Source organism: Pedobacter psychroterrae, assembly GCF_004331695.1.
GTDB lineage: Bacteria > Bacteroidota > Bacteroidia > Sphingobacteriales > Sphingobacteriaceae > Pedobacter > Pedobacter psychroterrae.
In genome coordinates this window covers 13006-37179 of the sequence record NZ_SJSL01000012.1, presented here as the reverse complement: position 1 = coordinate 37179, position 24174 = coordinate 13006, and the positions used below count along the sequence as shown (strand labels likewise).

12 protein-coding genes and 1 pseudogene are annotated in these 24174 nt (G+C 43.4%); 11 read left to right on the top strand and 2 right to left on the bottom strand.

Annotated features, from left to right (window positions below; translation table 11 throughout):
- A pseudogene (locus tag EZ437_RS21380) lies at positions 1-240 on the bottom strand (hypothetical protein); the annotation flags it as partial.
- Positions 241-581: 341 nt separating this feature from the next.
- Here EZ437_RS21380 and EZ437_RS21375 point away from each other — a divergent pair.
- From EZ437_RS21375 to EZ437_RS21350, 6 genes are all read left to right on the top strand, one after another.
- Positions 582-1898 (top strand): acetylxylan esterase, encoded by a 1317-nt coding sequence (locus EZ437_RS21375; protein WP_131598172.1) that lies wholly within the window; start codon positions 582-584, stop codon positions 1896-1898.
- 365 nt (positions 1899-2263) lie between these two features.
- The gene (locus EZ437_RS21370) at positions 2264-4804 is read left to right on the top strand and encodes an ATP-dependent Clp protease ATP-binding subunit (protein WP_131598171.1); all 2541 of its coding nucleotides are present in this window, start codon (positions 2264-2266) and stop codon (positions 4802-4804) included.
- Positions 4805-4982: 178 nt separating this feature from the next.
- The gene (locus EZ437_RS21365; protein ID WP_131598170.1) at positions 4983-5960 is read left to right on the top strand and encodes a formylglycine-generating enzyme family protein; all 978 of its coding nucleotides are present in this window, start codon (positions 4983-4985) and stop codon (positions 5958-5960) included.
- 60 nt (positions 5961-6020) lie between these two features.
- Positions 6021-7346, top strand: a complete 1326-nt coding sequence (locus tag EZ437_RS21360) for a Gfo/Idh/MocA family protein (protein ID WP_131598169.1) — start codon at positions 6021-6023, stop codon at positions 7344-7346.
- Between the two features lie 11 nt (positions 7347-7357).
- Positions 7358-8365: an FAD:protein FMN transferase gene (locus tag EZ437_RS21355; RefSeq protein WP_225869648.1), complete on the top strand. Its 1008-nt coding sequence runs from the start codon at positions 7358-7360 to the stop codon at positions 8363-8365.
- 126 nt (positions 8366-8491) lie between these two features.
- Positions 8492-9361, top strand: a complete 870-nt coding sequence (locus tag EZ437_RS21350) for a hydroxypyruvate isomerase family protein (RefSeq protein WP_394343175.1) — start codon at positions 8492-8494, stop codon at positions 9359-9361.
- Here the strand turns inward: EZ437_RS21350 and EZ437_RS21345 are convergent.
- Positions 9358-10422, bottom strand: a complete 1065-nt coding sequence (locus tag EZ437_RS21345; RefSeq protein ID WP_131598167.1) for a PA0069 family radical SAM protein — start codon at positions 10420-10422, stop codon at positions 9358-9360. The genes EZ437_RS21350 and EZ437_RS21345 overlap by 4 nt on opposite strands.
- A 120-nt stretch (positions 10423-10542) precedes the next feature.
- Here EZ437_RS21345 and EZ437_RS21340 point away from each other — a divergent pair, with 120 nt between their 5' ends.
- The 5 genes from EZ437_RS21340 (at position 10543) to EZ437_RS21320 (ending at position 24171) form a co-directional block, all read left to right on the top strand.
- Positions 10543-11253, top strand: coding sequence for a LytR/AlgR family response regulator transcription factor (locus EZ437_RS21340; protein WP_131598166.1), 711 nt, complete (start codon positions 10543-10545; stop codon positions 11251-11253).
- 1 nt (position 11254) lies between these two features.
- Positions 11255-13378: a tetratricopeptide repeat-containing sensor histidine kinase gene (locus EZ437_RS21335; RefSeq protein WP_131598165.1), complete on the top strand. Its 2124-nt coding sequence runs from the start codon at positions 11255-11257 to the stop codon at positions 13376-13378.
- A 109-nt stretch (positions 13379-13487) separates the two neighbouring features.
- On the top strand, positions 13488-15053 hold the full coding sequence (locus tag EZ437_RS21330) for a collagen-like domain-containing protein (RefSeq protein WP_131598164.1): 1566 nt from the start codon (positions 13488-13490) through the stop codon (positions 15051-15053).
- A 64-nt stretch (positions 15054-15117) separates the two neighbouring features.
- A complete protein-coding gene (locus tag EZ437_RS21325) occupies positions 15118-16803 on the top strand; it encodes a hypothetical protein (protein WP_131598163.1) in 1686 nt (561 codons plus the stop codon).
- 18 nt (positions 16804-16821) lie between these two features.
- Positions 16822-24171: a carboxypeptidase-like regulatory domain-containing protein gene (locus EZ437_RS21320; RefSeq protein WP_131598162.1), complete on the top strand. Its 7350-nt coding sequence runs from the start codon at positions 16822-16824 to the stop codon at positions 24169-24171.
- Positions 24172-24174: the final 3 nt, after the last annotated feature.

Sequence of the window (24174 nt, the reverse complement as noted above, 5' to 3'; positions counted from 1 at the left end):
ACCCTGATCAGCATTTGACGCAAGCGGGCTGCCCGACTCCCAAACCTCGGCCTGGCTGATGTACTTTTTGTACCAGTTCACGAAATAGCGAACTACTTCGCCGCTGCTAAGCCCATACTTACGGCCAAGCTGCGCCTGGCTCAGTTTGCCTTCAAGGTATTCCCGGGCAACGGCAATTTTAAAAGAATCCTCATAGGTAACAAATGTCCCTGTCTGTGTCCCTTTTCTCGGTTTTTCCATAGTAATATAAAGTTAAATGGTTAGTCCGAATTTGGTAAGGCAATTTTAGGAATAGACAAGTTGTCTTATACTGAATATTTGAATATATATAAAACAGAATCTGCATATTCTAATGAATATGTTCCAGTTAGGTTCTCAAGGGGCGTCAATAATAGAAGACTTAATAAAGGGGGCTGAAGTTCAACAATGAGTAAAGCTTCAGAACCTCAGTTATTTATTATTCATCGACACAATCGCAATAATGGCGTAGAATGGATTAAATATTTGACGGATAAAGTGTAAATTAACTGCAAAATATAATATGGAGACAGCATCTTAGCTTACTTAAACCAAATTTAATCATGCAGCAAACCTTTAAAACCAACGTGTATTCAATTAGTAGACTGCTTTTAATCCTGTTTATCATTTTTACAGCCAGCAGTGCTTTTTGTAATGGAGATGATCTTTCTATCGTGTTTAAGGCCGATCACAAAGACTGGATTTATAAAACAGGCGAAAAACCGATATTTACCGTCGCTGTATTTAATAATGGGAAAGAAGTAAACAACCTGAAGCTCAAATATACCATTGGGCAGGAGAAAATGCAGTTGCTGAAATCAGATTCAGCGACACTTACTACAAATACATTTGTGCTGCCGTCCTATACCATGCATACACCTGGATTTTTAAGGTATACTGTTATTGCTGAGGTCAACGGAGCTAAAGTTAAAGGATTGATCACTGCTGCATTCTCACCGGAAAGCATTAATCCCACCATTCAATTACCGCAGGATTTTAATCAGTTTTGGCAAAACGCCAGGCAGTCATTATCGAGAATTCCAATGGACGTTAGAAAGGAGCTTTTAACCGCATATTCAACGGATAAGGTAGATGTTTACCAGGTTAGTTTTCAAAATATTAATCAATCAAGAATTTATGGGATTCTAAGCGTACCAAAAAAAGAAGGGAAGTATCCGGCTGCACTGAAAGTTCCCGGTGCGGGTGTGAGGGGGTATCGGGGTGACGTCTCCCTTGCATCAGAAGGAGTGATTACCCTGGAAATAGGCATTCACGGTGTTCCTGTAATTCAGGATCCTGAAATATATAAAAACCTGGGAAGTGGTGCTTTGAATGGCTATCCATCAATAAATCTGGACAACAGAGATAATTATTATTACAAACGTGTTTACCTGGGTTGTATCAGGGCATTGGATTTTCTGGTTGCCCACCATGCTTATGATGGAAAGAACCTTGCTGTATACGGAGGAAGTCAGGGCGGTGCTTTATCAATTGTAACTGCCGCTCTGGATCAAAGGGTTAAATACCTTGCGGTGAATTACCCTGCACTATGTGATGTGACGGGGTATCTGCATAATCGCGCTGGTGGATGGCCGCATCTCTTTGCAGGTAACAATATGGCTAACAATAACAAACCAGATAAACTTTTGACCTGTCAATATTATGACGTTGTAAATTTTGCCAAGCAACTTCGTGTTCCCGGATTTTACAGCTGGGGATTTAATGACGAAACATGTCCGCCTACCTCAATGTATGCTGCATATAATTCCATATCATCTCCTAAAGAACTGGCTATATATAAAGAGACAGGGCACAACACCGTTCCTGAACAACGGGATAAAATGACATCATGGATTTTATCAATGCTCAAACAACAATAACTCAAAAAAATAACGGTATAGCATATTTATAAACACTGACATAAACGACTATAATGCATACATTTTGACAGGTGTAAAAAACAGACAAAAGGATTACAATAGCGCTGTTACAATTTGAGTATGGTCTTCGTATATATGTATAAAGATACGCTAAGGGAATATAAAGGCACTTTTGCTAATCGTAATGTTTTAAGCGCTATAATTACTACCTTAGTTAAAACTTGTTTAGATTTATGAAATAACGTCAGTTCATGCATCATTTAAACAACCAATGGCGTAATTGTTGATAAATTAAAAAAATCTGGGATGTCTTTTATAAAACAATTTTTATAGTTTAGGGCCATCCCGGATTTAGAAAGGTATATATGGAAGCTAAATTTTCTCCACAAGTAAAAGACGTGATTTCTTTTAGCAGGGAAGAAGCCCTGAGGTTAGGTCACGATTACATAGGCGCAGAACATCTGTTGTTGGGTCTTATCCGCGAAGGCGATGGCATGGCAATCAAGATATTAAGATCATTAGGAGTTGATACTTCAAAACTTCGCCGGTCGATTGAAGACTCTGTAAAGGGTACTTCAAGTGTGACGGTAAATCTGGGAAATATCCCTTTGACCAAACAGGCCGAGAAGGTATTGAAGATCACTTATCTTGAAGCAAAAATCTTTAAGAGTGACCTGATAGGTACAGAACATTTGCTGTTGTCTATTTTGCGCGATGACGACAATATCGCGTCACAAATATTATTGCAGTTCAGTGTCAATTACGAAATATTCAAACAGGAAGTTGAAGTAAATAAAAATGGCTTTAAGGATGATCCGCAGAACAGCGCATCTACCGGAGGTGATGACGAATACCGTGAAGAGGAAAGCTTCAGCAGCCCTAAAAAGGTGTCGGATATTAAATCTAAAACCCCTGTCCTGGATAATTTTGGAAGAGACCTGACCAAAGCTGCTGAGGAAGGTAAACTGGACCCTATAGTAGGCCGTGAGAAGGAGATCGAACGTGTGTCGCAGATTCTTTCACGCCGTAAAAAGAACAATCCAATCCTGATCGGTGAGCCGGGTGTGGGTAAATCTGCTATAGCAGAAGGGCTTGCACTAAGAATTGTTCAGCGCAAGGTTTCAAGAGTGTTGTTCAACAAACGTGTGGTTACCTTAGATCTTGCTTCATTGGTAGCAGGTACTAAATACCGCGGTCAGTTTGAGGAACGTATGAAAGCAGTAATGAACGAGCTGGAAAAATCTACGGATGTGATCCTGTTCATTGATGAAATCCATACCATAGTGGGTGCAGGTGGTGCTTCGGGATCGCTGGATGCGTCGAATATGTTCAAACCTGCGTTGGCAAGGGGAGAAATACAATGTATCGGTGCCACGACTTTAGATGAATATCGTCAGTATATTGAAAAGGATGGCGCTTTAGACCGTCGTTTCCAGAAAGTGATGATCGAGCCGGCTACACCCGATGAGACTATCGAAATACTAAATCGTATTAAAGAGAAATATGAGGACCATCATGGGGTAACCTATACGGATGAAGCGATCAATGCCTGTGTGGCACTGACTTCAAGGTATATTACCGACAGGTTCCTTCCTGATAAAGCGATTGATGCGCTGGATGAGGCGGGTTCGAGGGTGCATTTGACCAATATTCATGTGCCGCAGACCATTATTGAGATTGAAAGCAAGATCGAAGAGATCAAACTGGAGAAAAACAAGGTAGTAAAAAGTCAGAAATATGAAGAGGCAGCCAAATTAAGAGATACCGAAAAGAATCTTTTGGAAGAGCTGGACCGTGCTAAAGGAGAGTGGGAAGCTGAAACCAAGACCAAACGTTATACTGTGACTGAAGACAATGTGGCCGAGGTTGTGTCGATGATGACTGGCATTCCGCTACAGAGAGTAGGACAGACCGACAGTGTGAAATTGCTGAACATGTATGAAACTGTAGGCGAAAAGATCATTGGTCAGGAGGATGCGATCAGGAAATTAACAAAGGCTATCCAGCGTACCAGAGCAGGATTGAAAGATCCTAAAAAGCCGATTGGATCATTTATATTCCTGGGCCCTACCGGGGTAGGTAAAACTGAATTGGCCAAGGAGCTTGCCAGGTTTATGTTTGACAGTGATGATTCGCTGATCCAGATAGATATGAGTGAATACATGGAGAAATTTGCGGTATCACGTCTGGTAGGTGCGCCTCCGGGATATGTAGGCTATGAAGAAGGCGGACAGCTGACTGAAAAAGTGCGCCGTAAACCTTATGCCGTGATCTTATTGGATGAGATTGAAAAAGCGCATCCTGATGTATTTAATATATTATTGCAGGTGCTGGATGAAGGTCAGTTGACAGACAGCTTAGGCCGTAAAGTTGATTTTAGAAATACGATCATCATTATGACTTCAAACATCGGTGCGCGCCAGCTGAAAGATTTCGGACAGGGAGTAGGTTTCTCTACTTCAGCCAAGGTCAACCAGATAGATGCTCATTCAAGAGGAGTGATAGAAACTGCGCTGAAACGTGCATTTGCACCGGAATTCCTAAACCGCGTGGATGATGTGGTCGTATTCAATTCTTTGGGTAAAGACGAGATCTTTAAGATTATTGACATCGAGTTGAAATCCTTGTTTGGCCGCGTCCATAACCTGGGTTATGAAGTAAAACTGACTGAGAGAGCTAAAGATTTTATTGCCGATAAGGGCTTTGATGCAAACTTTGGTGCCAGGCCGTTGAAACGTGCTATCCAGAAATACCTGGAAGATCCAATTGCAGAAGAAATCCTGAAAGGTGAAATTCATGATGGTGATACACTGGAAATTGACTACGATAAGGAAAGTGACCAAATCGTAGTAGAGAACAAGAGTCCGGGTAAGAAAAAGAAAAAAGAAGAAGGCAGTATCGAATAACGGATTGCAATAATCATATAAAGGGGCTGTGTCATAAGGATGATGCAGCCCCTTTTTTATGGGTCTTAGTGTTTGATATACACATTTTACAAAATAGATTTTGGTTTATCGATAATAGAGGTTATTTTAGACAATTAAATAGGTTAGGTAACCAAATATATTTATCAGCACACCATAAATGAAATTCAGAATACCCTCGTTAAAAGTGAAATTATCTTTTTTAGTTCCCCTGTGTTTTATAGCCTTGCAAATTTTCGCACAGGAAAAACCGGGCTCATATAAACAACAGATTGACGGCACCAAACTATCCTTCGAAATGCAGGCCATTCCCGCAGGCGAGTTTGTGATGGGAAGTAAAAACGGTAAAGCGGATGAACAGCCAGTGCATAAAGTGAAATTGGACGCATTCTGGATAGGCAAGTACGAAGTGACCTGGGATATTTATGAGCCATTTTTGTACAAGGATTACGAAACTACACATAGCGTAACCGCAGTTCCTGCCAATGTAGATGCGGTAACGCGTCCTACAAAGCCATACCTCGACATGACATTTGGCATGGGCAAGACTGGGCAACCAGCTTTGGCAATGACACATTATAATGCCATTCAGTATTGTAAATGGTTGTATGCCAGGACTGGTGTGTTTTATCGTTTGCCTACCGAGGCGGAATGGGAATATGCAAGCAGGGCAGGGGCAACTACCGAATACTTTTTTGGAAATGAAGAAGCCAAATTGGGAGATTATGCATGGCATAATGCAAACAGTGAAGGGAAGACACATCCGGTAGGATTGAAAAAGCCTAATAAATGGGGCCTTTATGATATTTACGGAAATGTTTCGGAATGGACTTATGACCAGTACATTCCTGATTTTTATACCGACAAGGCTGCCGTTAACCCGGTGGCAGTACCTGAGAAATTATATCCGCATGTAGTGCGGGGAGGATCTTATGACCATGCACCGAAAGATTCAAGATCTGCGAGCAGACTGGCGTCTGATCCTGTATGGAAACAGATTGACCCGCAGATACCAAAAAGCAATTGGTGGATGCCTGAAGCGCCATTTGTAGGATTGAGAATAGTAAGACCAGCTAAGGCACCAAGTAAAGCAGAGATCGATGCATATTACAATAAAGCACCGATAGCAGATTATTAAAAACAGGCCCTGGTCTGATAGTAAGAAACATAATGAACCACAATATAAAACCTATTTACAATGAACAATGAAGAATTGCGTGATAAGCGCCGGGAATTTTTAAAGACTTCTGCTCTTGTGGCAGGAGGAGTAATGTTGAATGGTGTTGCTTTTGCAGGCGGCGGAGCCCATTCATCTGTTGATGATACGATCAAAATAGCTTTGATCGGATGCGGCGACAGAGGTACGGGTGCAGCTTATCAGGCCTTGAGCACTAAGGAGAACCTGAAACTTGTAGCTATGGCTGATGCTTTTCAGGACAGACTTGACAACAGCTATAAAGTACTTTCTGATAAATTCGGTGCAAAAGTAGATGTTCCTCAGGACAGAAAGTTTGTTGGATTTGAAGGGTATAAGAAAGCCATTGCCCTTGCTGATGTAGTGCTATTAGTAACGCCTCCTGGATTCAGGCCTTCGCACTTTGAAGAAGCGATAAAACAGGGCAAACACGTGTTTATGGAAAAACCAGTCGCAGTTGATGCTCCAGGTATCCGTAAAGTGCTGGCTACTGCAGAGTTGGCCAAGCAAAAGAAATTGAACGTAGTAGTAGGTTTGCAAAGAAGATATCAGGCCAATTACCGTGAAACCATTAAGCGTATCGAAGACGGTGCTATTGGTGATATTACCGGTGGACAGGTGTACTGGAACAGTGGTGGCGTTTGGGTAAGACCACGTCAGGCTGGCCAGACCGAAATGGAATACCAAATGAGAAACTGGTATTATTTCAACTGGCTTTGTGGTGACCATATCGTTGAGCAGCATGTTCACAACATTGACATTGCCAACTGGGTGAAAAATGCTTACCCTGTTTCTATACAGGGAACGGGAAGCCGCGCATGGAGAACCGGGAAAGAATATGGGGAAATTTATGACAACCACTCTCTGGAGATGACCTATGCTGACGGAACAATAATCCATAGTCAGTGCCGTCACTTTGAGGGTATTTCAAACCGGGTAGATGAGTCGTTTGCAGGTACAAAAGGTAAGGTTTACTTATCTACTGATAATAGCGGGGAACTTACAGATTATAAAGGCAATAAGATCTATAGCCATGACAGGAAAGGTAATGCCAATCCTTATCAGGTAGAACATGATGAATTATTTGCTGCGATCTCAAAAGGTGAATTTAAATTCTGGGATGCAGAACGTGTAGCGAAAAGCACATTTACTTCTATTCTGGGTCGTTATGCCACTTATTCAGGAGAGACTGTGAAATGGGATGAGGCGCTTAAAGCGGAAAATAGCTTATTCCCAGATAAACTGGCATGGGATGCCAAGCCAAAATTATTGCCTAATGCAGACGGATTTTATCCGGTTGCCGTACCAGGTAAAACTAAGGTGATCTAATACTACGCTGAGTGGTATTGTCCATCATCAGGTGCTATATTTTATTTTTACTGCCGCTGTTCTTTTTTATTAAAGAAGAACAGCGGCAGTATGTAATACAGGGCTACGCACAGGGAACGGACTATACGATTAAGTATTTTGCGGCCGATAGTGTGGTCAGCAAAGCAGAGATAGACAGTATTCTTGTGCTGATCGACTCGTCGATGTCACTCTATAAGCCTTATTCACAAATCAATAAATTTAACAATTCGGAGGCTGGGCTGCGGTTGGACAAGCATTTCCAGAAGGTAATAAAACGGTCTTTCGAGATCAGCAAAGATACCAGGGGGAAGTTTGACGTAACAGTTGCTCCGTTGGTGCAGGCCTGGGGATTTGGTGCTAAGGCTATTTCCGGGTTTCCGGATAGTTTAGAGATAAAAAGATTGCTCGAGTTTACGGGCATGAAATACCTGCGGCTGAAAAAGGATTATTTGAGTAAGTGGCGACCAGAAGTAAAGGTAGACCTCAATGGAATAGCACAGGGATACAGCGTAGATGTAGTAGCTGATCATCTGATCAGCAGAGGGTTGAAATCTTTTGTGGTAGAAATAGGCGGAGAACTGCGTATGAAAGGGCCAAAGCCTGATGGCACTGCTTTTAGAGTGGGCATAGAAGGCCCATCTCCTGTGGCAAATGCAGAACCGGTGATGCGACATGTGGTAGCGCTCAATGAAGGTGCGATTACTACCTCAGGAAATTACAGAAAGTTCTTGCAACGCGGCTCAAAGAAAATTACCCATCTGATAGACCCGAAAACAGGATATCCATTGGAAAATACCATGATCAGCGTAACGGTATATGCAAAGGATGCGATTACGGCTGATGGGTACGACAATGCGCTGATGGGAATGGATATGAAATCGGCTTTGGCTTTTGTAGCCGTAAGAAAGGGGATGGAGGTGTATATGATCTATCATAGGCCTGATGGCTCGGTAGCAGATACACTCAGCAAAGGTTTTAAAAGAATAATTGCAGATTGATAAAAATTAGCTAAGTTTATTACATCTAATACTTTGAATACCAATATAAACCAAACTAATATGAATAGAATAGATTTTTTAAGAAATAGTTTAGTGGCCACCGGGGCTGTTATAGCGGGGTCATCTATGCAAGCTACTGCTGCTGAAGGCAATTCCCCGGCAGTAGCCAATATGGCAGGCAAAACCTTCAACCTGGATTACGCTCCGCATCAAGGTATGTTCAGGGCCCATGCAGGCGATAGTTTTCTTGATCAGATACAATATATGTATGATCAGGGATTTAGGTCTATCGAAGACAATGGCTTCCTTGGCCGTTCTGTTGAGGAGCAGACCAAGATTGGTAACCTGCTTTCAAAACTAGGTATGCGCATGGGCGTGTTTGTAGTGGATGGTGGAGACAACTGGAAAACTTCATTGACTACAGGTAAGAAGGAATTTAAAGATAAGTTCGTAGAGACCTGCAAGCGTTCTGTAGAAGCAGCTAAAAGGTGTAATGCAAAGTGGCTTACGGTGGTGCCAGGCTTTTATGAGCGCAACATTCCTTATGGAAACCAGTTTGCGAATGTGGTAGATGCCATGCGCGCAGGAGCTGAGATCTTTGAACCTCATGGACTGGTGATGGTGCTGGAGACTTTGAGCGACACGCCGGATCTGTTTTTGCAGCAGACGCATGAGACCTTTGCAGTTTGTAAAGCGGTGCAAAGTCCATCCTGCAAAATCCTGTATGATATTTATCACATGCAGAAGACAGAAGGGCAATTAATTGTGAACATGGACAGGTGCTGGGATGAAATTGCCTATATACAAATAGGAGATAATCCAGGCCGGAACGAGCCGACTACTGGTGAGATCAATTATAAAAACCTCTTTAAACATATTCATAAAAAAGGTTTTAAAGGTGTGATGGGCATGGAGCATGGAAATTCTCGTCCTGGCAAGGATGGAGAGCTGCGCGTGATCGAGGCATACCGTGAAACGGATAATTTCCTTTCTTAAAATAGACGGAGCTGAGCTTTGGGTACTTCAAACAATCCTGAGTTCAGCTCTATTCTTTGCTCATTGAGATGGTTGAGCCGGCAATGAAGTTTGAAATTGTCCCTGATCATCTTTGCGATGTTTCCGTCGCCTCTCATTCTTTCTCCAAACCTGCTGTCATTTACATTGCCACCGTGGCAAGACTGGATCATGTGCCATACTTTTTCGAAACGGTCGGGATAGTTCTTGCGAAGCCAGTCTTCAAAAATTCCACCTATAGCCCCATTGAGCCTTACTACTGTGTATCCCGCAGATATGGCACCGCAACCGGCGATGGTCTTTAAAATTTTTGGTATTTCATGATCGCTCAGGCCTGGTACCAGTGGCGCAACCATTACGCCCATAGGTATGCCGGCATGGCTTAACTGCTCTACTATTTTTAGGCGCTGTTTGGCGGTAGTAGTACGAGGTTCCATTTTCTGGCGTAGCTTTTCATTTAAACTATTAATAGACACGTAAACCATGCATAGATTTAGTTTTGCCATTTCCTGCAGGATGTCTATATCCCTTAATATCAATGCGTTTTTAGTGATCATGCCGATGGGCTGCTTGTATTCGAAGGCTATTTGCAAGAGCTGGCGGGTAATTTTGAATTTCCTTTCAGCTGGCTGATAACAGTCAGTATTTCCAGATAGGGATATGGTCTCTGCATTCCAGTTCTTTCGTTCAAGAAACTTTTTGAATAGAGCAGGTGCATCTGTCTTTACAATGATCTTGCGTTCGAAGTCAAGCCCCGCACTAAACCCCCAGTACTCGTGCGCATTCCTGGCATAGCAATAAGTGCAGCCGTGCTCACAACCCTGATAGGGATTTAATGAGTAGGCCATGCCAACATCAGGACTATCAATTTTGTTAACGATAGATTTGGACTTTCCTAAGATAAAGGTGGTTTTCTGGTCTTCTTCTTCCCATTCATCAATACCTTCTTCGTGCTCCTTGACATAGTCGTTTTTGGCAAAGCGGTTGTGTGGATTGAACTGTGCGCCCCTGCCTTTAAAGTAATTCTCATCGTCTAATATCATTAGCTAAAATTACTAATATTATTAGTAATTCTGGTAAGGAATTTTTGTTTTTTGTGTAAGTAGTGTTTATTGCGCTTTTATATGTATTTTTATTGTGACTAAAAAGCTGAGATTGTTCCTATGACAAACGAGTTAAGTTGCATCATTGTCGACGATGATTATTTAGACAGACTATCCGTTGAGACGGAACTTAACAACCTGGATTGTCTGAGGTTGATAGGAAGTTTTGACAATGCAACTGAAGCTGCCGAGGCGATTAACCGCCACAAACCTGATGTATTGTTTCTGGACGTAGACATGCCTGAGATTTCGGGACTTGAGCTTTTTAAGAGTGTGAGTGAGTATGCGCCTTTGTGTGTGATCATTTCTTCTTATCCTGATTATGCCCTGCAAAGTTTCGAACTGAAAGTGTTTGATTATATCCTGAAACCCCTTACTACTGAACGTTTTGGTGAAACGGTAAAGCGACTATGTGATTTTGTGGACATCAAAGAAAAGGCAAAAGCTTATACCACACTGATAGAGAATGAGAAAGTGATATTTAAAGAAGGGCATAATATCGTATACCTGAATATCAGTGATATCTTATACCTGGAAGCTTTCGGAGATTATACAAAAGTGGTGACCAGCAATAAAAATTACCTGACACTAGCTACACTTGGCGGATTTCTGGAAGAATTGCCTTCAGAGAAATTTGCCCGCATCCACAGAAGCTATGCGGTAGCAAAAGAACAGATCAGACAGATAGGAAATGCAACTGTGGGGGTTGGTAATATAAAGCTGCCAATCGGTAAAACTTACCGGTCAACTTTATCACAGATCAGGCCATAGTATGCAGGTAAGAAAATGCTTTTTACTAATTGTATCGCTCTGTGTAATGACAGTTGCTGCACTGGCGCAGAAAAGACCGGACCTTTCAAAGATTACCTCGGCAAAAGATAAGATAGAAGCATGGCGGCTTTACTGTAATGAACTGATGGGCACTACAGAAGAGAATAACAAAAAGCTGGTGAACGAGGCTAAATATGGTTTAAGTATTTGTCCGAAGGATGACATTAAGAGCCAGGCGATGTTTAATCTGTTTATTGGTTGTGCTTATGAACTTACCAGGCAATATAAGCCGGCGATCTATCACATGGAGAAGACCGCTTCGCTGGCCTCCCGCATTCCTAAGAATTCTTATGAGATCACCGCATTGGGGCGCCTTACCAGTTTGTATGAATTTATAAATGATGTTCCGAAAAGGAAAAAGAATGTAGAAAGAATAATAAAACTGGCAGATACCGCTACTGATTTCCAAACAAAAAAGCTCGTGACGGGCACATTGGGTGGTTATTATTACGATACTGATAATTACGAGCAATCAATAAAGTATAAAATACAAGAGATTGAGTTTAGCAAAAAGCTTTATGAGCAAGACCGGAAGGTGGGTTCGAGGATCGACATTGGCTATGCCATGAGTAACCTTGCCGCATTGTACAGCTACCTGACCAGACATCAGAAAGCCATTGATTACCTGGATGAGGCCAAGGGATATATAAAAGACCATATACTTCGTAATGGAGAGGAGACATTGTACCGGAATTATATCATCGCTTATCTGGGTCTGAAAAACCTGGATAGTGCCAAACATTACTACCGGTTGATCTATCAGGGTATGGAAGGAGTTGATACGATCCATTCGCTGCTCAGCTATGCTAATTACTCAATCGGAAATTACTATCTGGATGTAAAAAATATAGATAGTGCGGACAGTTATGCAAAGAAAGCGGTGTATCATGGCAAGAAGGCGGCTGGTGCAGATGCGCTGATGGAATCGAATGTATTGTTTGGAACGGTGCTGTATGAGCAAAAAAAGTATGCGGAAGCGATCAGGTTTTTGCAGCCTGCAGCGGCGGGTTCGTTTGAGTTTGACAAAGAATCGCTGGGAAATATCCACAATGCACTGGCTAAATCCTATGCTGCACTAAAGCAATGGCCCGAAGCGTACAGTCACCTCCAAATTGCGCGCAAGCTCAACGACAGTGTGCTGGTCGCCATAGCAGATAAGAACTTTAATGAGATAGAAGGGAAATATCAGAATGCTCAAAAGATCCAGCAGATCAAAGTGAAGAACATCCAGCTGGATACTGCACAAAAACAGCGTTACTGGCTGATCGCCGGGCTCCTGTTACTATTGACCGTTGTAGTTTTGCTGTTCATTATCTATACGAATAAAAAGCAAATGGCTGATGTGCTGGACGAAAAGAACAAGACACTGGCGCGGCTCAACAATGATCTGGAAGAGGCCAATCAGACTAAGGCTAAGTTGTTCAGCATCATTAGCCACGACCTGCGCTCGCCGATCAGTCAGGTTTACCAGTTTCTGAAATTGCAGCAGCTGAACCCGCAACTGCATACTGAAGCGCAGAAACAGCAGTTAAGTACGAGGATACAGGAAGCCACCGGTTCGCTGCTGGAAACGATGGAAGACCTTTTGCTCTGGAGCAAGACACAGATGAGCCAGTTCAATACCAATATGCAAAGAACCAGTCTGTTGCCGGTGGTCATGCAATGCGAACAACTGTTGAAACTGAACACAGAAGCTAAGGGCATCCGGATTGAAAATTCCATCCCCGATTCATTGGAGGTAGTGACCGACGCTTATTTCCTGCAAACTATTGTGCGCAATTTATTGCAGAATGCGGTTAAGGCCTCACCTGAAAATGAAATAGTCAGGATTGACAGCTTTCAGGAAGAAGCGCTTGTTGTGTCGATAAATAATAGAGGAATACCTTTTTCGCAGCGGGATTATGAGCATATTTTGCAGAGTAAAGATACAGGTAAGGGTCTATCCGGTCTAGGCCTGCGCCTGGTGGATGAGCTATCGGCTAAATTAAATATCAGGGTGACTTTTAGTGTAGACAGCGACCAGTCAACTACCGTAAAAATACACTTTCCAAAAACCCTTTCATAGGTTTTCTTTCCTTCAACGATTATTCAGGTTCGTTCATCGATTGGTGAGGGAACAGGCAGAATAGTGGCTTTATCTTCATGCCATTAATGACCACTAAATCAATCTACCTATGAGAAGCATTAACTTATTTTATTTATTGATCGTATTGAGCTGCGTATTTGGCGGATGTACAGCAGAAGGACTTACCGGTCCTGAGGGACCGGCCGGACAGTCGGGCGCAAAAGGTGAAACAGGTGCTGTCGGTCCTGCCGGAAAAGATGGCAGTATCATGTACAGCGGTACTGGGGCGCCGAATATAGCGACAGGAGTAGCAGGGGATTATTACCTGGACCGTGCTACAGGAAGTCTGTATGGTCCTAAATTAGCTGCTGGCTGGGGTACTCCGCTGACTTTAGTGGGTGCGCAAGGGCTTGCGGGAGCGAATGGTGCCACCGGCGCCACCGGGGCTGCAGGAGCAAATGGGGCTAACGGGGCTAACGGGGCAACCGGAGCAACAGGTTTGAATGGCACAAACGGAGCCGATGGCACAAACGGAACCAATGGTTCAAACGGTGCCACCGGCACAACCGGTGCTACGGGTGCCACAGGCGCTACTGGAGCAAATGGAGCAAATGGTTCGAATGGTTCGAATGGAGCGAATGGTACAGATGGCACCAGGACATTGAGTGGCACAACAGCACCTGCTTTGGCTACCGGAAATATCGGAGATTATTATTTAGACAAAACATCCTACCTACTATATGGACCTAAGAATGCCGATGGCTGGGGGGTACCTTTACTGTTACGCGGTGCGGCGGGTCCGCAGGGCCCTGCAGGTTTGCCCGGTGCAGATGGTACAGTGATTTATGGCGGGGACTATAACCCTGATCCAGCGCTTGGCAAGGTTGGTGATTTTTATTTCGGCCGTTTAGTAGCGACTATGTTTGGGCCTAAAACGGCAGCCGGATGGGGATCGGGAACCCTGCTGAGGGGGCCTGCGGGAGATGACGGTGCTGACGGTGCTGATGGTGCCGATGGTGCCGATGGTGCTGATGGTGCTGACGGTGCTGATGGATCAAAAATACTCACTGGTCTCGGTGCTCCGGATCTGGATACAGGTGTAGATGGTGATTTTTATCTTGACAGACAGACATTCCGTTTATACGGACCAAAAAATGTGGACGGATGGGGGTCAGGGACGTCATTAAAAGGCGCCGACGGGAATGCCAATATTACCGCATTGGAGACTGGCGATGGGCTGAGCTTTAGCTGGGCTTATGAAAACAGTATCAGGGTACTTAGAAAACAAGTTGGTGTGGGAAATGATACCGCTACAGTCTTCAATATTCCTGCGGCCCATGTAGCAGCAGTAAAAAATGGGATTGTGATGGTGTATATCGGTAAAGACGAAGGAGCCGGAAGCTATAGCTGGAAGCAATTGAACTATACCGACTATTCGATGGGGCTAAACATCCATTATAAATATGCACTTCGTGTAAACCCGGCAGACGCAAAAATCAGGATTTTCCATGATGCGCAAGTGGACTATACACCTTTGCAGGTCGATAAAGTAAGGATCGTGATTACACCGGCCAGTTCCACTGAAGTATTGAGTGCCACCAGAAATGGCGGTTCACCTATGCTGAAAACCATGCAGCGGCTCAATTTGCGGGATAGCGACTTTAAGAAATTCTAAGATAAGTTTAGCTGATGGGCCTGAGACGGCACATCAGCTTTATAGATGATAAACTAATATACTGATGAAAAACTTATCCCTGTTTGTTGTGCTGTCATTTTTAATGATGGCAGATGTTAGCTACCTGTCAGCGCAGGATGTAGAACAGCTGATCAAAGCAAAGCCATTTACCGTCAACGGAACATTAGGCATAGGTATTGGTACCTATAGTTCAAATGGCATCCCGGCAAGGCAGCGTGCATTCTCTTACTTGTTTAATGGTGCGCCCACAATGAGTGTTTATGGCGTAGCATTTCCCTTTAGTGTAGTTGTGAGTGATCAGCAGAGGGGATTCCGGCAGCCGTTTAACCAGTACGGCATTAGTCCGACTTATAAATGGGCTACCCTGCACGCCGGCTGGCAGAACCTTGAATTCTCTCCTTTTACACTAGCAGGACACACCTTTTTGGGAGGAGGGGTAGAACTTAATCCAGGTAAGCTAAGGTTCGGTTTTATTTATGGAAGATTTAATAAGGCCATAGAGGAAGATCCCACACTGGCGAATTCATTCGGTCAGACCCCGGCATACCGCCGGACAGGCTACAGCGCAAAGATTGGCCTGGGATCGGATGTAAACCATGTAGACCTGATCTTTCTAAATGCCAAAGATGATCCGGCATCTATCAATAAACCGTCGTTGTCAAGCGGACTTAAACCAGCTGAAAACCTCGTGGCGGGGATCTCCAGTAAGTTCACATTCTTTAAGCGCCTGCTTTTTGACATGGATGTATCAGGCAGCATTTATACCAACGACAGGCTGTCAGATACCGTACCTAATATACAGCTAAAAAAAGTGGAGCTCATTAGGAAACTGGTAACACTAAATACCTCTACGCAATTGCTTGCTGCCGGTCAGACAAGCCTGGGATATCAGGGCAGCAACTATAATGTTTTGCTTAGGTACAGACGGGTAGATCCTGATTACAAGTCTATGGGTGCGTATTATTTCGAAACGGATGTGCAGAACTATACCGTAGAAGGGGGGCTCAGGTTATGGAAAGGACAGGTGCAGTTGAATGGCAGTGCCGGTCTGCAAAACGATAACATCCTTAAAGATAGGGCCTATCAGTCTAACAGAAAAATTGGGTCACTTAATTTGTCGTACAATAAGCCAGCTTATGGCCTAGACCTCCGCTATTCCAATTATGGCATTACACAAGACAGGGGACTGAACCCAATCATTGATACCCTGAGAGTAGCACGTACCAATCACAACATCAATGCGATGCTACGGTATAACATAACCGGTCAGACCATTTCACAAGGATTCGTACTGGTTGGAAATGTACAGTCGCTGGTAGACCTGAACACTTTTACAGCGGCGCAGACGGAGTCTGACAGTAAGACACTGAATTTTTCTTACCAACTGGGCTTTTTACCTTATGCTTTTGGGGTTAACGCCAATATAAATTATACAATCGCTGATGTTTCATTTGGTAAGACCATATTTTATGGCCCTTCTATAGGTGTAGATAAACAGTTTAGTAAAGGTAAATATGGACTCAATGCATCAATAAGCTACCAGCAGCAGCAGAACAATGACAAGGATGCAGGTAATGTGATGAACGGAAATCTCAACGGATCTTACCGGATCAGCAAAAGAAATGCAGCCAATGTATCGCTCAACTATTTAAAAAGTAAATCAAAAGATGCTACCCTGCCCTCATTCAATGAGCTGAGAAGCAGCCTAAGCCTGTCGCACTCTTTTTAACCTATAAAAACAGACCCTATGAAGAAGCTCTATATATTATTACTGATCGCCTTTGTTTTTACAGGCAAAATTGTGCTCGGTCAGGGAGCCAATGTGATAAATATCACTGTAAATATTGTGCCTCCTTATAGTCCGTATTACTCAGACTATTCAGGCTCAAATGCATCAAAGGTACTGCTGACTGTACAAAACATGACCAATACACCGCAACGAATAAAACTGGCGGGGCAACTGCAGGGAGATAATGGAGTGAAGATTACTACAAAATCCAACTATGTGCCGCTGCAGCCCATCATATTAAATCCAAATGAGGTAAAGCAGTTAAACGGATTGGTACTTAAAGATATTTTTGACCTGAATACGCTCAATGTTTATGGTGTAGATAAAGCAAAGATCATTCAGACCTCGCGGATCCCTGAAGGGAATTACAGCTTTTGCATACAAGCATTGGATTATGCTACAGCCCAGCTGCTTTCGTCAAATGCGCCGCTTGGATGTACCAGTATGAGCATCACTTATCCCGATGCACCTGTGCTGGTATCACCGGCCAATGCCGCAAATGTAGAAGTGATCAATCCACAATACCTCAATTTTAACTGGATGAGTACGGTAAGCGGTAATATTCAATATAATATTCAAATGGCGTTATTGCCTGACAGGGTATTTAAAGATCCCAATCAGGTACTGGATGAAAGCTCTTTCCCTTTGCTTTCACAAACCGTCAACGGCTTTAGTTACCCTTATAGCATCAGTAACCTGGCTTTGACTCCGGGTAGCAAGTACGCATGGAGAGTGCGGGCCATAGATCCCACCGGTAAGATCGTATTTAAGAACAACGGCTACAGTGCGGCCAGTGTGTTTACTTATGCCGCACCGGTAGTACCATTGGTGAGTAATCTTCAAGAGATTAAAATACTGCTTCCGAGTCCGGACAATGCCAATAAAACCATAGAAGTCAATAACAAATATGCACTGTACCTGAGGTGGAAACTTCTGAATACAGATGAGGATGTGAGTGCTGTCAATACCGGGATAGCAATTGCTAAGGCTTCAATATTTAGCAATCCCTTAGTGAAGAAAGAGCATGTGCCGTACAAATATGTGATAGAGGTCAAAGATAAGCTTACCAAGAACATCGTTGATACGAGGGAGGCGCTGGATGGGTTTTATTATTCCGAAAAAGCAGGAAAGCCTTCATTATTCGTCAGCGGGAGGGCCTACGATTTTACAGTTAGGGCTTATGCCGTTAAGATTTTGTCGGGTCTGAAAACGATGAAATCTGAAAAAACCGGAGCCGAACTTCCTGCAGCCAGGCCTTCATTGACTGATTATAACGTACTGGTTGGCGAAAGCAGGACAGGGATGTTTATCTACAAAAAGATTGGAGACACCCTGGCTGGACAGAAATACATTACCCTGGCGGGAACCGTGAAGTACAAATTTGAGAAATACCCTCAGCTGTACCCCTTGTCGGGACCATTTCAACTAACGAAATATTTCCGTCAGCTGGATAAAGCAGGCAAGGTCATAAAAGACAATATAAATCCATCAGCAATTTATCCGACGGAAAGGTATCGCTGGGCAGTGTGGCCGGAAAAGGATGGGCGGTTTGAAATTAAGGTACCGGTATTGGTAATGCCTGAGAATACGGTAGCCTATTATAAAATTGAACATACAGGCAATAAATATTATAATAGTCCAGAGAAAGTGATTGAAATAGACTCAACTAACAATGCCTGGAATGTAGGTGAGTTTGTTTCAACCGTTTATAGCTATAAGCTCAATCTGCACATCACGAAAGGATATCAGCCTTATTTTCCAACTGATAAACCAGGTGTTTCAGAGGCTCCAAAAGGCCTTAATGTGGTGATATACCGGGTTCAGAAGGGACTGAATATTCCTAGATATGAAGGGCAGGATACTTCCTTGACTATTTCCCTGTCAAAAGATAATATGCTGAAAATGAATGAAGTTTTGGTAGCACGGGGGAAAGGGAAAGTAGTGAATGTGCCTAATAAGCCTTATGAATCCATCATTAGTTTTGACCGCCTCTTGTGTGCAATTGACGCCAATGACCTGTACAAAATAAGGGTATACGATAGTCTTTCAAAGATAGTAATGGATGAGCCATTTAATTTTCAGCCGGAAAGTGTGGCACCAAATAAGCACTTTGACAGTTTTAAAAGTGCCGGTAAACAGACTTACGAAGTAGAGAAAAAACTGAACTGGAATGTGGTTGAAGCCCCGGCGGCAACTGTGAAAGGGAGGTTACTGTATAAATATAATGATGGAGTAGGTGGTGCCAAACCTTTGGCCGGCAAAAAGGTGAAACTTCAGGCTTTTATAGTACTGCAGGAGACAAGCAGCAATAAGACTTATGCTTTACCAGTATCGAAAATGAACTCGCTAACGCAGGTAGATAAGAATAACGAATACAGAATGTCTGATCAGAAGGACAAAAAGCTGGAGGGTTATTTAAATGGTGCCGATGACAAGGCTATAGATGTGACCACCACCCAGGCAGACGGCTCCTTTGTATTCCCTAAGGTAGCCGTGTGGGATTCTGTATTTGTATCAGACAACTATTATAATTTTGTACTGCCTTATCCGGTGATTGAAGTTCCAAATACCAATAATGATAAAGAAACAGTAAGAGATTTGTATATGGCATCGCTATTGGGTGACAAAGACGCAGCTGATAAGGCAAGAGCGGAGCTTATCAAGCGTTTGCTTGAAGATGCTACTAATCCTGTGGTCAACCCGGTAGAGAAGTTTGGAGTGGCGGAAACAATAGATGTCACACAAGGTATCACCGGAAGTAACCAGAGCAATGGCTATGGAGGATATGATGTAAGAGATGTGAAAGTAACCAATGTCGCTACGCAGGTACAGCAAGGCATCAAAAAAAATGTTAAAACAAATACCGGCGGTCCCAATTTGCTTGCAGAGCAGGAAGTAGCATTGGCCGATCCAAAAGTGATCACCTCGCCTTCACCATGTACAGCCAAGGTGGTTTACAGGTTGGTGGTTGAGGATTCGGATTTGTTTTGTAGTCCGGATGATAACATAGAGATCAACCCCCTGCAAACACTGGATGTGGGTATGCTTTACAGCACGGTAAGGACAATGAGGGTGAAGTCCAAAGTATATAAAGGCGATGAGTATAAAAAGAACGACAACGACCCGACAGTAGATAATATCCCGGTACAGGTATACCGTGAGGCAGAAACATATGGTATCGTGGGTGAAGGGGAGCCTGTTTTGTATCCGCAAAAGAATGATGTCAAACTACTTGATCAGCGTGTCACTAATCCTGAAGGAGTAATATTTACACATTTACTTAGAAATAAGCCATATACGTTAAAAGCCGTGATAGGTAAAGAAGCGAACAACAGTTCGTCTTATATAGCTGATCAGACAGCGATCAACTTCCAGTTTAAAGACAATGAGGTGGATAAAATAAAGGCACTGTACAAAGACTTTCTTTTCAATAGTGATTTTCAGGAAGAAGAGTTTCCGGTAAACCTGATTCTTGCACCTGATGAACCTGTGATTGCCGGAAGGATCCTGAACAGTGTAGGTACTAAAGGGATACAGGCTGCTTTTGTAAGAATAGAGACCGCTACCTCCAGCTTTACTGCCAACGTCAGCCCGGATGGATATTTTTACTATAAATCAGGTTTATTATCAAATGGGGCTACGGTTACCATATCTGTAGATGGTTATACGCCTACAAATACAAGTGACAATACTGAAAACAATGAATACAGATTTCCGGTAGGTATTATGAAAAAAGGGCAAAAGTTCTTTGCCAATTATTACTTCACTCCTGCGGCGTCTTTAAAAGGTTATGTGGTTAATGCAAAAAACGAACACATACCTTCGCTGTATAAAATCCAGGCGCTGGATTTTATACAGGAAACTACAGGCGATTGCAGTCTGGACTATGCTGAACCCAGCAAGGGTGGAGGTACGAAGATGGGGAAGACCGGTATTGGAGTGACCCCGATAGGTGGAAATATCAAATCATTTAACCTGAGCAATGTATCACATACCGCATTTACAAATTACCTGACAAGTACCTGTAAACAATCATTTGTGGCCTACACACCTATGAATACCGGGGCCAGGCTGATCATCATTCCCAATGACCTGAAATACTTTAATGATACCCTTGCGATCAATTATATGACTGAAGCAGAAAATGCGAAGATCTATGAACGAAGGCTTATCACCAGGGAACACCGCATCAGGTTTATCGTTCGCGGAAATAAAAATGGCGTGATGGTAGCACTTCCACAGACAAAAATTGAAATACTAGACACTACGCTGGTGACAGATGCAAGCGGGGTAGTCCAGTATAGCTTCATGAACATCAGCGAAGAAAACTTTACTGTTAGGGTAAAGCCTAAGAACGAGGATTTCATAGCGCGTGAATTTACCTTTACCAATAAAGAGACTAAGAAATTTGTTAACCAGTTTCTGGATATGGATATGGGCGTGATGGTGCAGGGGCAGGTACTGCTGAATGGAGAACCACTGCCCCGTGCAGTAGTGTATGTGGATGATAATAGGTTTGCTTTGCCCGTGACGCAGATAGCCGATGGAAATGGCCGGTACATGCTGACCGGAATAAAGCCAACAAGGGTAGGACAGCAAACTTATCAGGTCACTATCACTGCCTCAGCACCAGAGGGACGTGCTGCCACAGAACGTGGTACGATCCTGGCGCAGAAGCAAAGCATTAACCCTGAACAAACCGTTACCGCAAATTTTGACCTGCAACAGGTGGATGGTGTCAATTTAACAACGCTGCTTGGCTATAACGTAATTCTTGAAGCAGCGATAGAGACCAATAGAGGGTTTGTAATTACAGGAGAAATAGATCTGGCAAACGCAAAGGGAGACTTTCAGTTGCCAAACCCCGAAATGCGGCTGGGTTTTGTAAATCTTCCGGTGGTTTCTGCGGGCAGGGATAACAATGGACTACACTACGTAGTGCCGGAAAATAAACTGGTGCCCCTGGATGGAGTACAATTTAAAGCTAGATTTAAAGAATCATACAACGCATTGATCATGGGTGTAGATGGAAGCCCGATAGCCTTGCAGAATGTAGATGGTAGAAATGGGGCATTGCAGATCAGCGCTAAGATTGTAGACAATTCGTTTGATTTTCCAAGTACCTATCTTTCTTTTAGCGGAACGGAATTTTACTTTGCTCCAAAGACAAAATCTACCTCACCAGACGGCACTGTTAATGAGATTGATACATACAGCAATACTTTCTCAGGTTTCGGTACTAAGAAGCAAACTGAGCCACTTTCCTATCATTTTACCAATCAATATAAACAAGGGATCAATTTTGGACTGTTGAATTTCCCTGCCACGAGCAGTCCGGCAGATACCTACTTTGCCAATGGCAAGATCAGGTTGCTGCCTGTGATCAAACCCTCAGGTATAAACACATTAAACAGCCAGCCACTGTCCATTAGCCTGCCGGAAGTACTGATCGATAAAAGCAGCGTGAGTAAAATCAACGGTACTACTCCGCTTGAGTTTAAGCTGGGTGACAAATGGACGATTTATGTGCCTAAGTGGGAGTTTTCTACTGAAGAGGGCGGAATTGTAGCCCTCAAAGGAAGTAATAATCAGATCAGGACAGGCGCGCTGGATATTCCTTTTGATAAGTTCAGGTTGCGCAATGACATCCTGCTGATAGACAGTGCGAGGCTGAACAGTATTAAGTTGGGCAACATCGTAAACCTGAATGTAGTGCCCGGAACACAATCAACTTTCGGTATCGATTCAAAAATTGGCGTGATATCAGGTCAGCATTATATTTTGAGGATGCTGGGCCAGGGCAATAAGCCCGCAGGTACGCTCAATAACCTGCAGGGATTTAAAGAAGATCTGGAGATCAGCGCGGTGACACTGGTAAGTAATGGTGAGCAGTACGTAGACTTTGCGCCAAACTCCAAAACGATCAATGCTTTTGGTTTTGTGAAATTCCAGCCGTTAATGCTGGAATCTACCAATACCAGTTTTGCAGTTTTAGGCAATGTAGATCTTGGTATTCCCCGTCTGCAAACATTCTATGGTGGCTTTAGATATACTGGCCCCAATACGGTAACACCGGATTTCAAAGGGGTCAAGTTTGACATTGGAAAAGGCTATGTGGTGTTTGAATCGCCAGTAAACAAAAGCAATAAATTTGACAACCTGAAGACCATTACGGATAATGAGCTTAAAATGTACGGCAAGGTGTACGAGCCAAACAACCAGTTGGACTCCATCGGTGTATTGCTAACACATACTCCGACTTCAACTACCATAGGGCAAAACGGACCTGCATCCTTTAGCTATCCGGGCAAGACCCCTGCGGAAACAGTGAATATGGATGTGACAAACACTACTACAAAAGTTGATGGCGGAGATTGGGACTATCTGACATTTACAGGGAAGATGCGGACTTCAGGAAAGCCAATGGCCGGTTTTGATGGAGAAAATCCTATGCCATTTAAGGTATATGGAGAGGTGAGCTGCGATGACGGGGAACTGAAGGTCTCTGGTATGAGTACGCCATTTGGCAGTATGCGGCTGGTGTTTAACTGGGCCAAAAAAGAACTGATTGGTAACCTGCAAATGGAAAACATGAACCTTGGTGGCGTAAGCATGACCGGTGAAGCAGAGATTGCCATGGGCGGCAACGGATTTTACCTGATGGCGGCGGGAGATGTGGATTTTGGAATTCCACCGTTTAGTCCTGTCAGGGCAGGGGTACTGTTGGGCAAATACAATGATATCTCCATGGATGTGCTGAAAAGAACGATGCAGTTTAACCGCAACAAAGAGCTGCCGATATGTGCGGCGGCCAATCAGCCTTACAACCTGATAGGCCTGTTGGTTTCCGGACGGAAAGACCTGTTTAAACCTTTGAATGAACAGATTGACTTGCCGCCCTTGCTTCCTTTGCTGAGTGTTAGCCTGGCCGCTGAAGTAGGCGTGGACGCTTCTATATTCGTAAACTTTGATGCCGCGCCGGCAATCACATTAGCGGTAGGTGCGTTTGGAGAGGTGTCTGTAGCGGCATCATCTATCACAGGTACTTCAGCATCGGGACGCGTATCTGTAGATGTAAAAAGCCGGTTTGCCTATGTCTATGGTAAAGCATTTACAGCAAGTTTAATGGCTGGCCTAAACCTAAGCTATACCGTGGTACAGAAAATTCCGCTGATGGACGATATCCGTAAATCAGGAGAGTTCAACCTTTCTGCGGAAGCCAGGTTTACTACTTCACCTGCAAATGTGAGTTTTGACCTGTCAACAAACAAAGCCGCTGTAAATAATTGTGCTGAAGTAAAACAATAACAT

Bases quoted from the DNA above. Each gene is read 5' to 3' on its own strand.
- EZ437_RS21360 (WP_131598169.1), top strand. From the start codon at position 6,021: ATGAACAATGAAGAATTGCGTGATAAGCGCCGGGAATTTTTAAAGACT.
- EZ437_RS21345 (WP_131598167.1), bottom strand. From the start codon at position 10,422: ATGATATTAGACGATGAGAATTACTTTAAAGGCAGGGGCGCACAGTTC.
- EZ437_RS21350 (WP_394343175.1), top strand. From the start codon at position 8,492: ATGCAAGCTACTGCTGCTGAAGGCAATTCCCCGGCAGTAGCCAATATG.
- EZ437_RS21375 (WP_131598172.1), top strand. From the start codon at position 582: ATGCAGCAAACCTTTAAAACCAACGTGTATTCAATTAGTAGACTGCTT.
- EZ437_RS21325 (WP_131598163.1), top strand. From the start codon at position 15,118: ATGAAAAACTTATCCCTGTTTGTTGTGCTGTCATTTTTAATGATGGCA.
- EZ437_RS21330 (WP_131598164.1), top strand. From the start codon at position 13,488: ATGAGAAGCATTAACTTATTTTATTTATTGATCGTATTGAGCTGCGTA.
- EZ437_RS21365 (WP_131598170.1), top strand. From the start codon at position 4,983: ATGAAATTCAGAATACCCTCGTTAAAAGTGAAATTATCTTTTTTAGTT.
- EZ437_RS21370 (WP_131598171.1), top strand. From the start codon at position 2,264: ATGGAAGCTAAATTTTCTCCACAAGTAAAAGACGTGATTTCTTTTAGC.
- EZ437_RS21320 (WP_131598162.1), top strand. From the start codon at position 16,822: ATGAAGAAGCTCTATATATTATTACTGATCGCCTTTGTTTTTACAGGC.
- EZ437_RS21335 (WP_131598165.1), top strand. From the start codon at position 11,255: ATGCAGGTAAGAAAATGCTTTTTACTAATTGTATCGCTCTGTGTAATG.
- EZ437_RS21340 (WP_131598166.1), top strand. From the start codon at position 10,543: ATGACAAACGAGTTAAGTTGCATCATTGTCGACGATGATTATTTAGAC.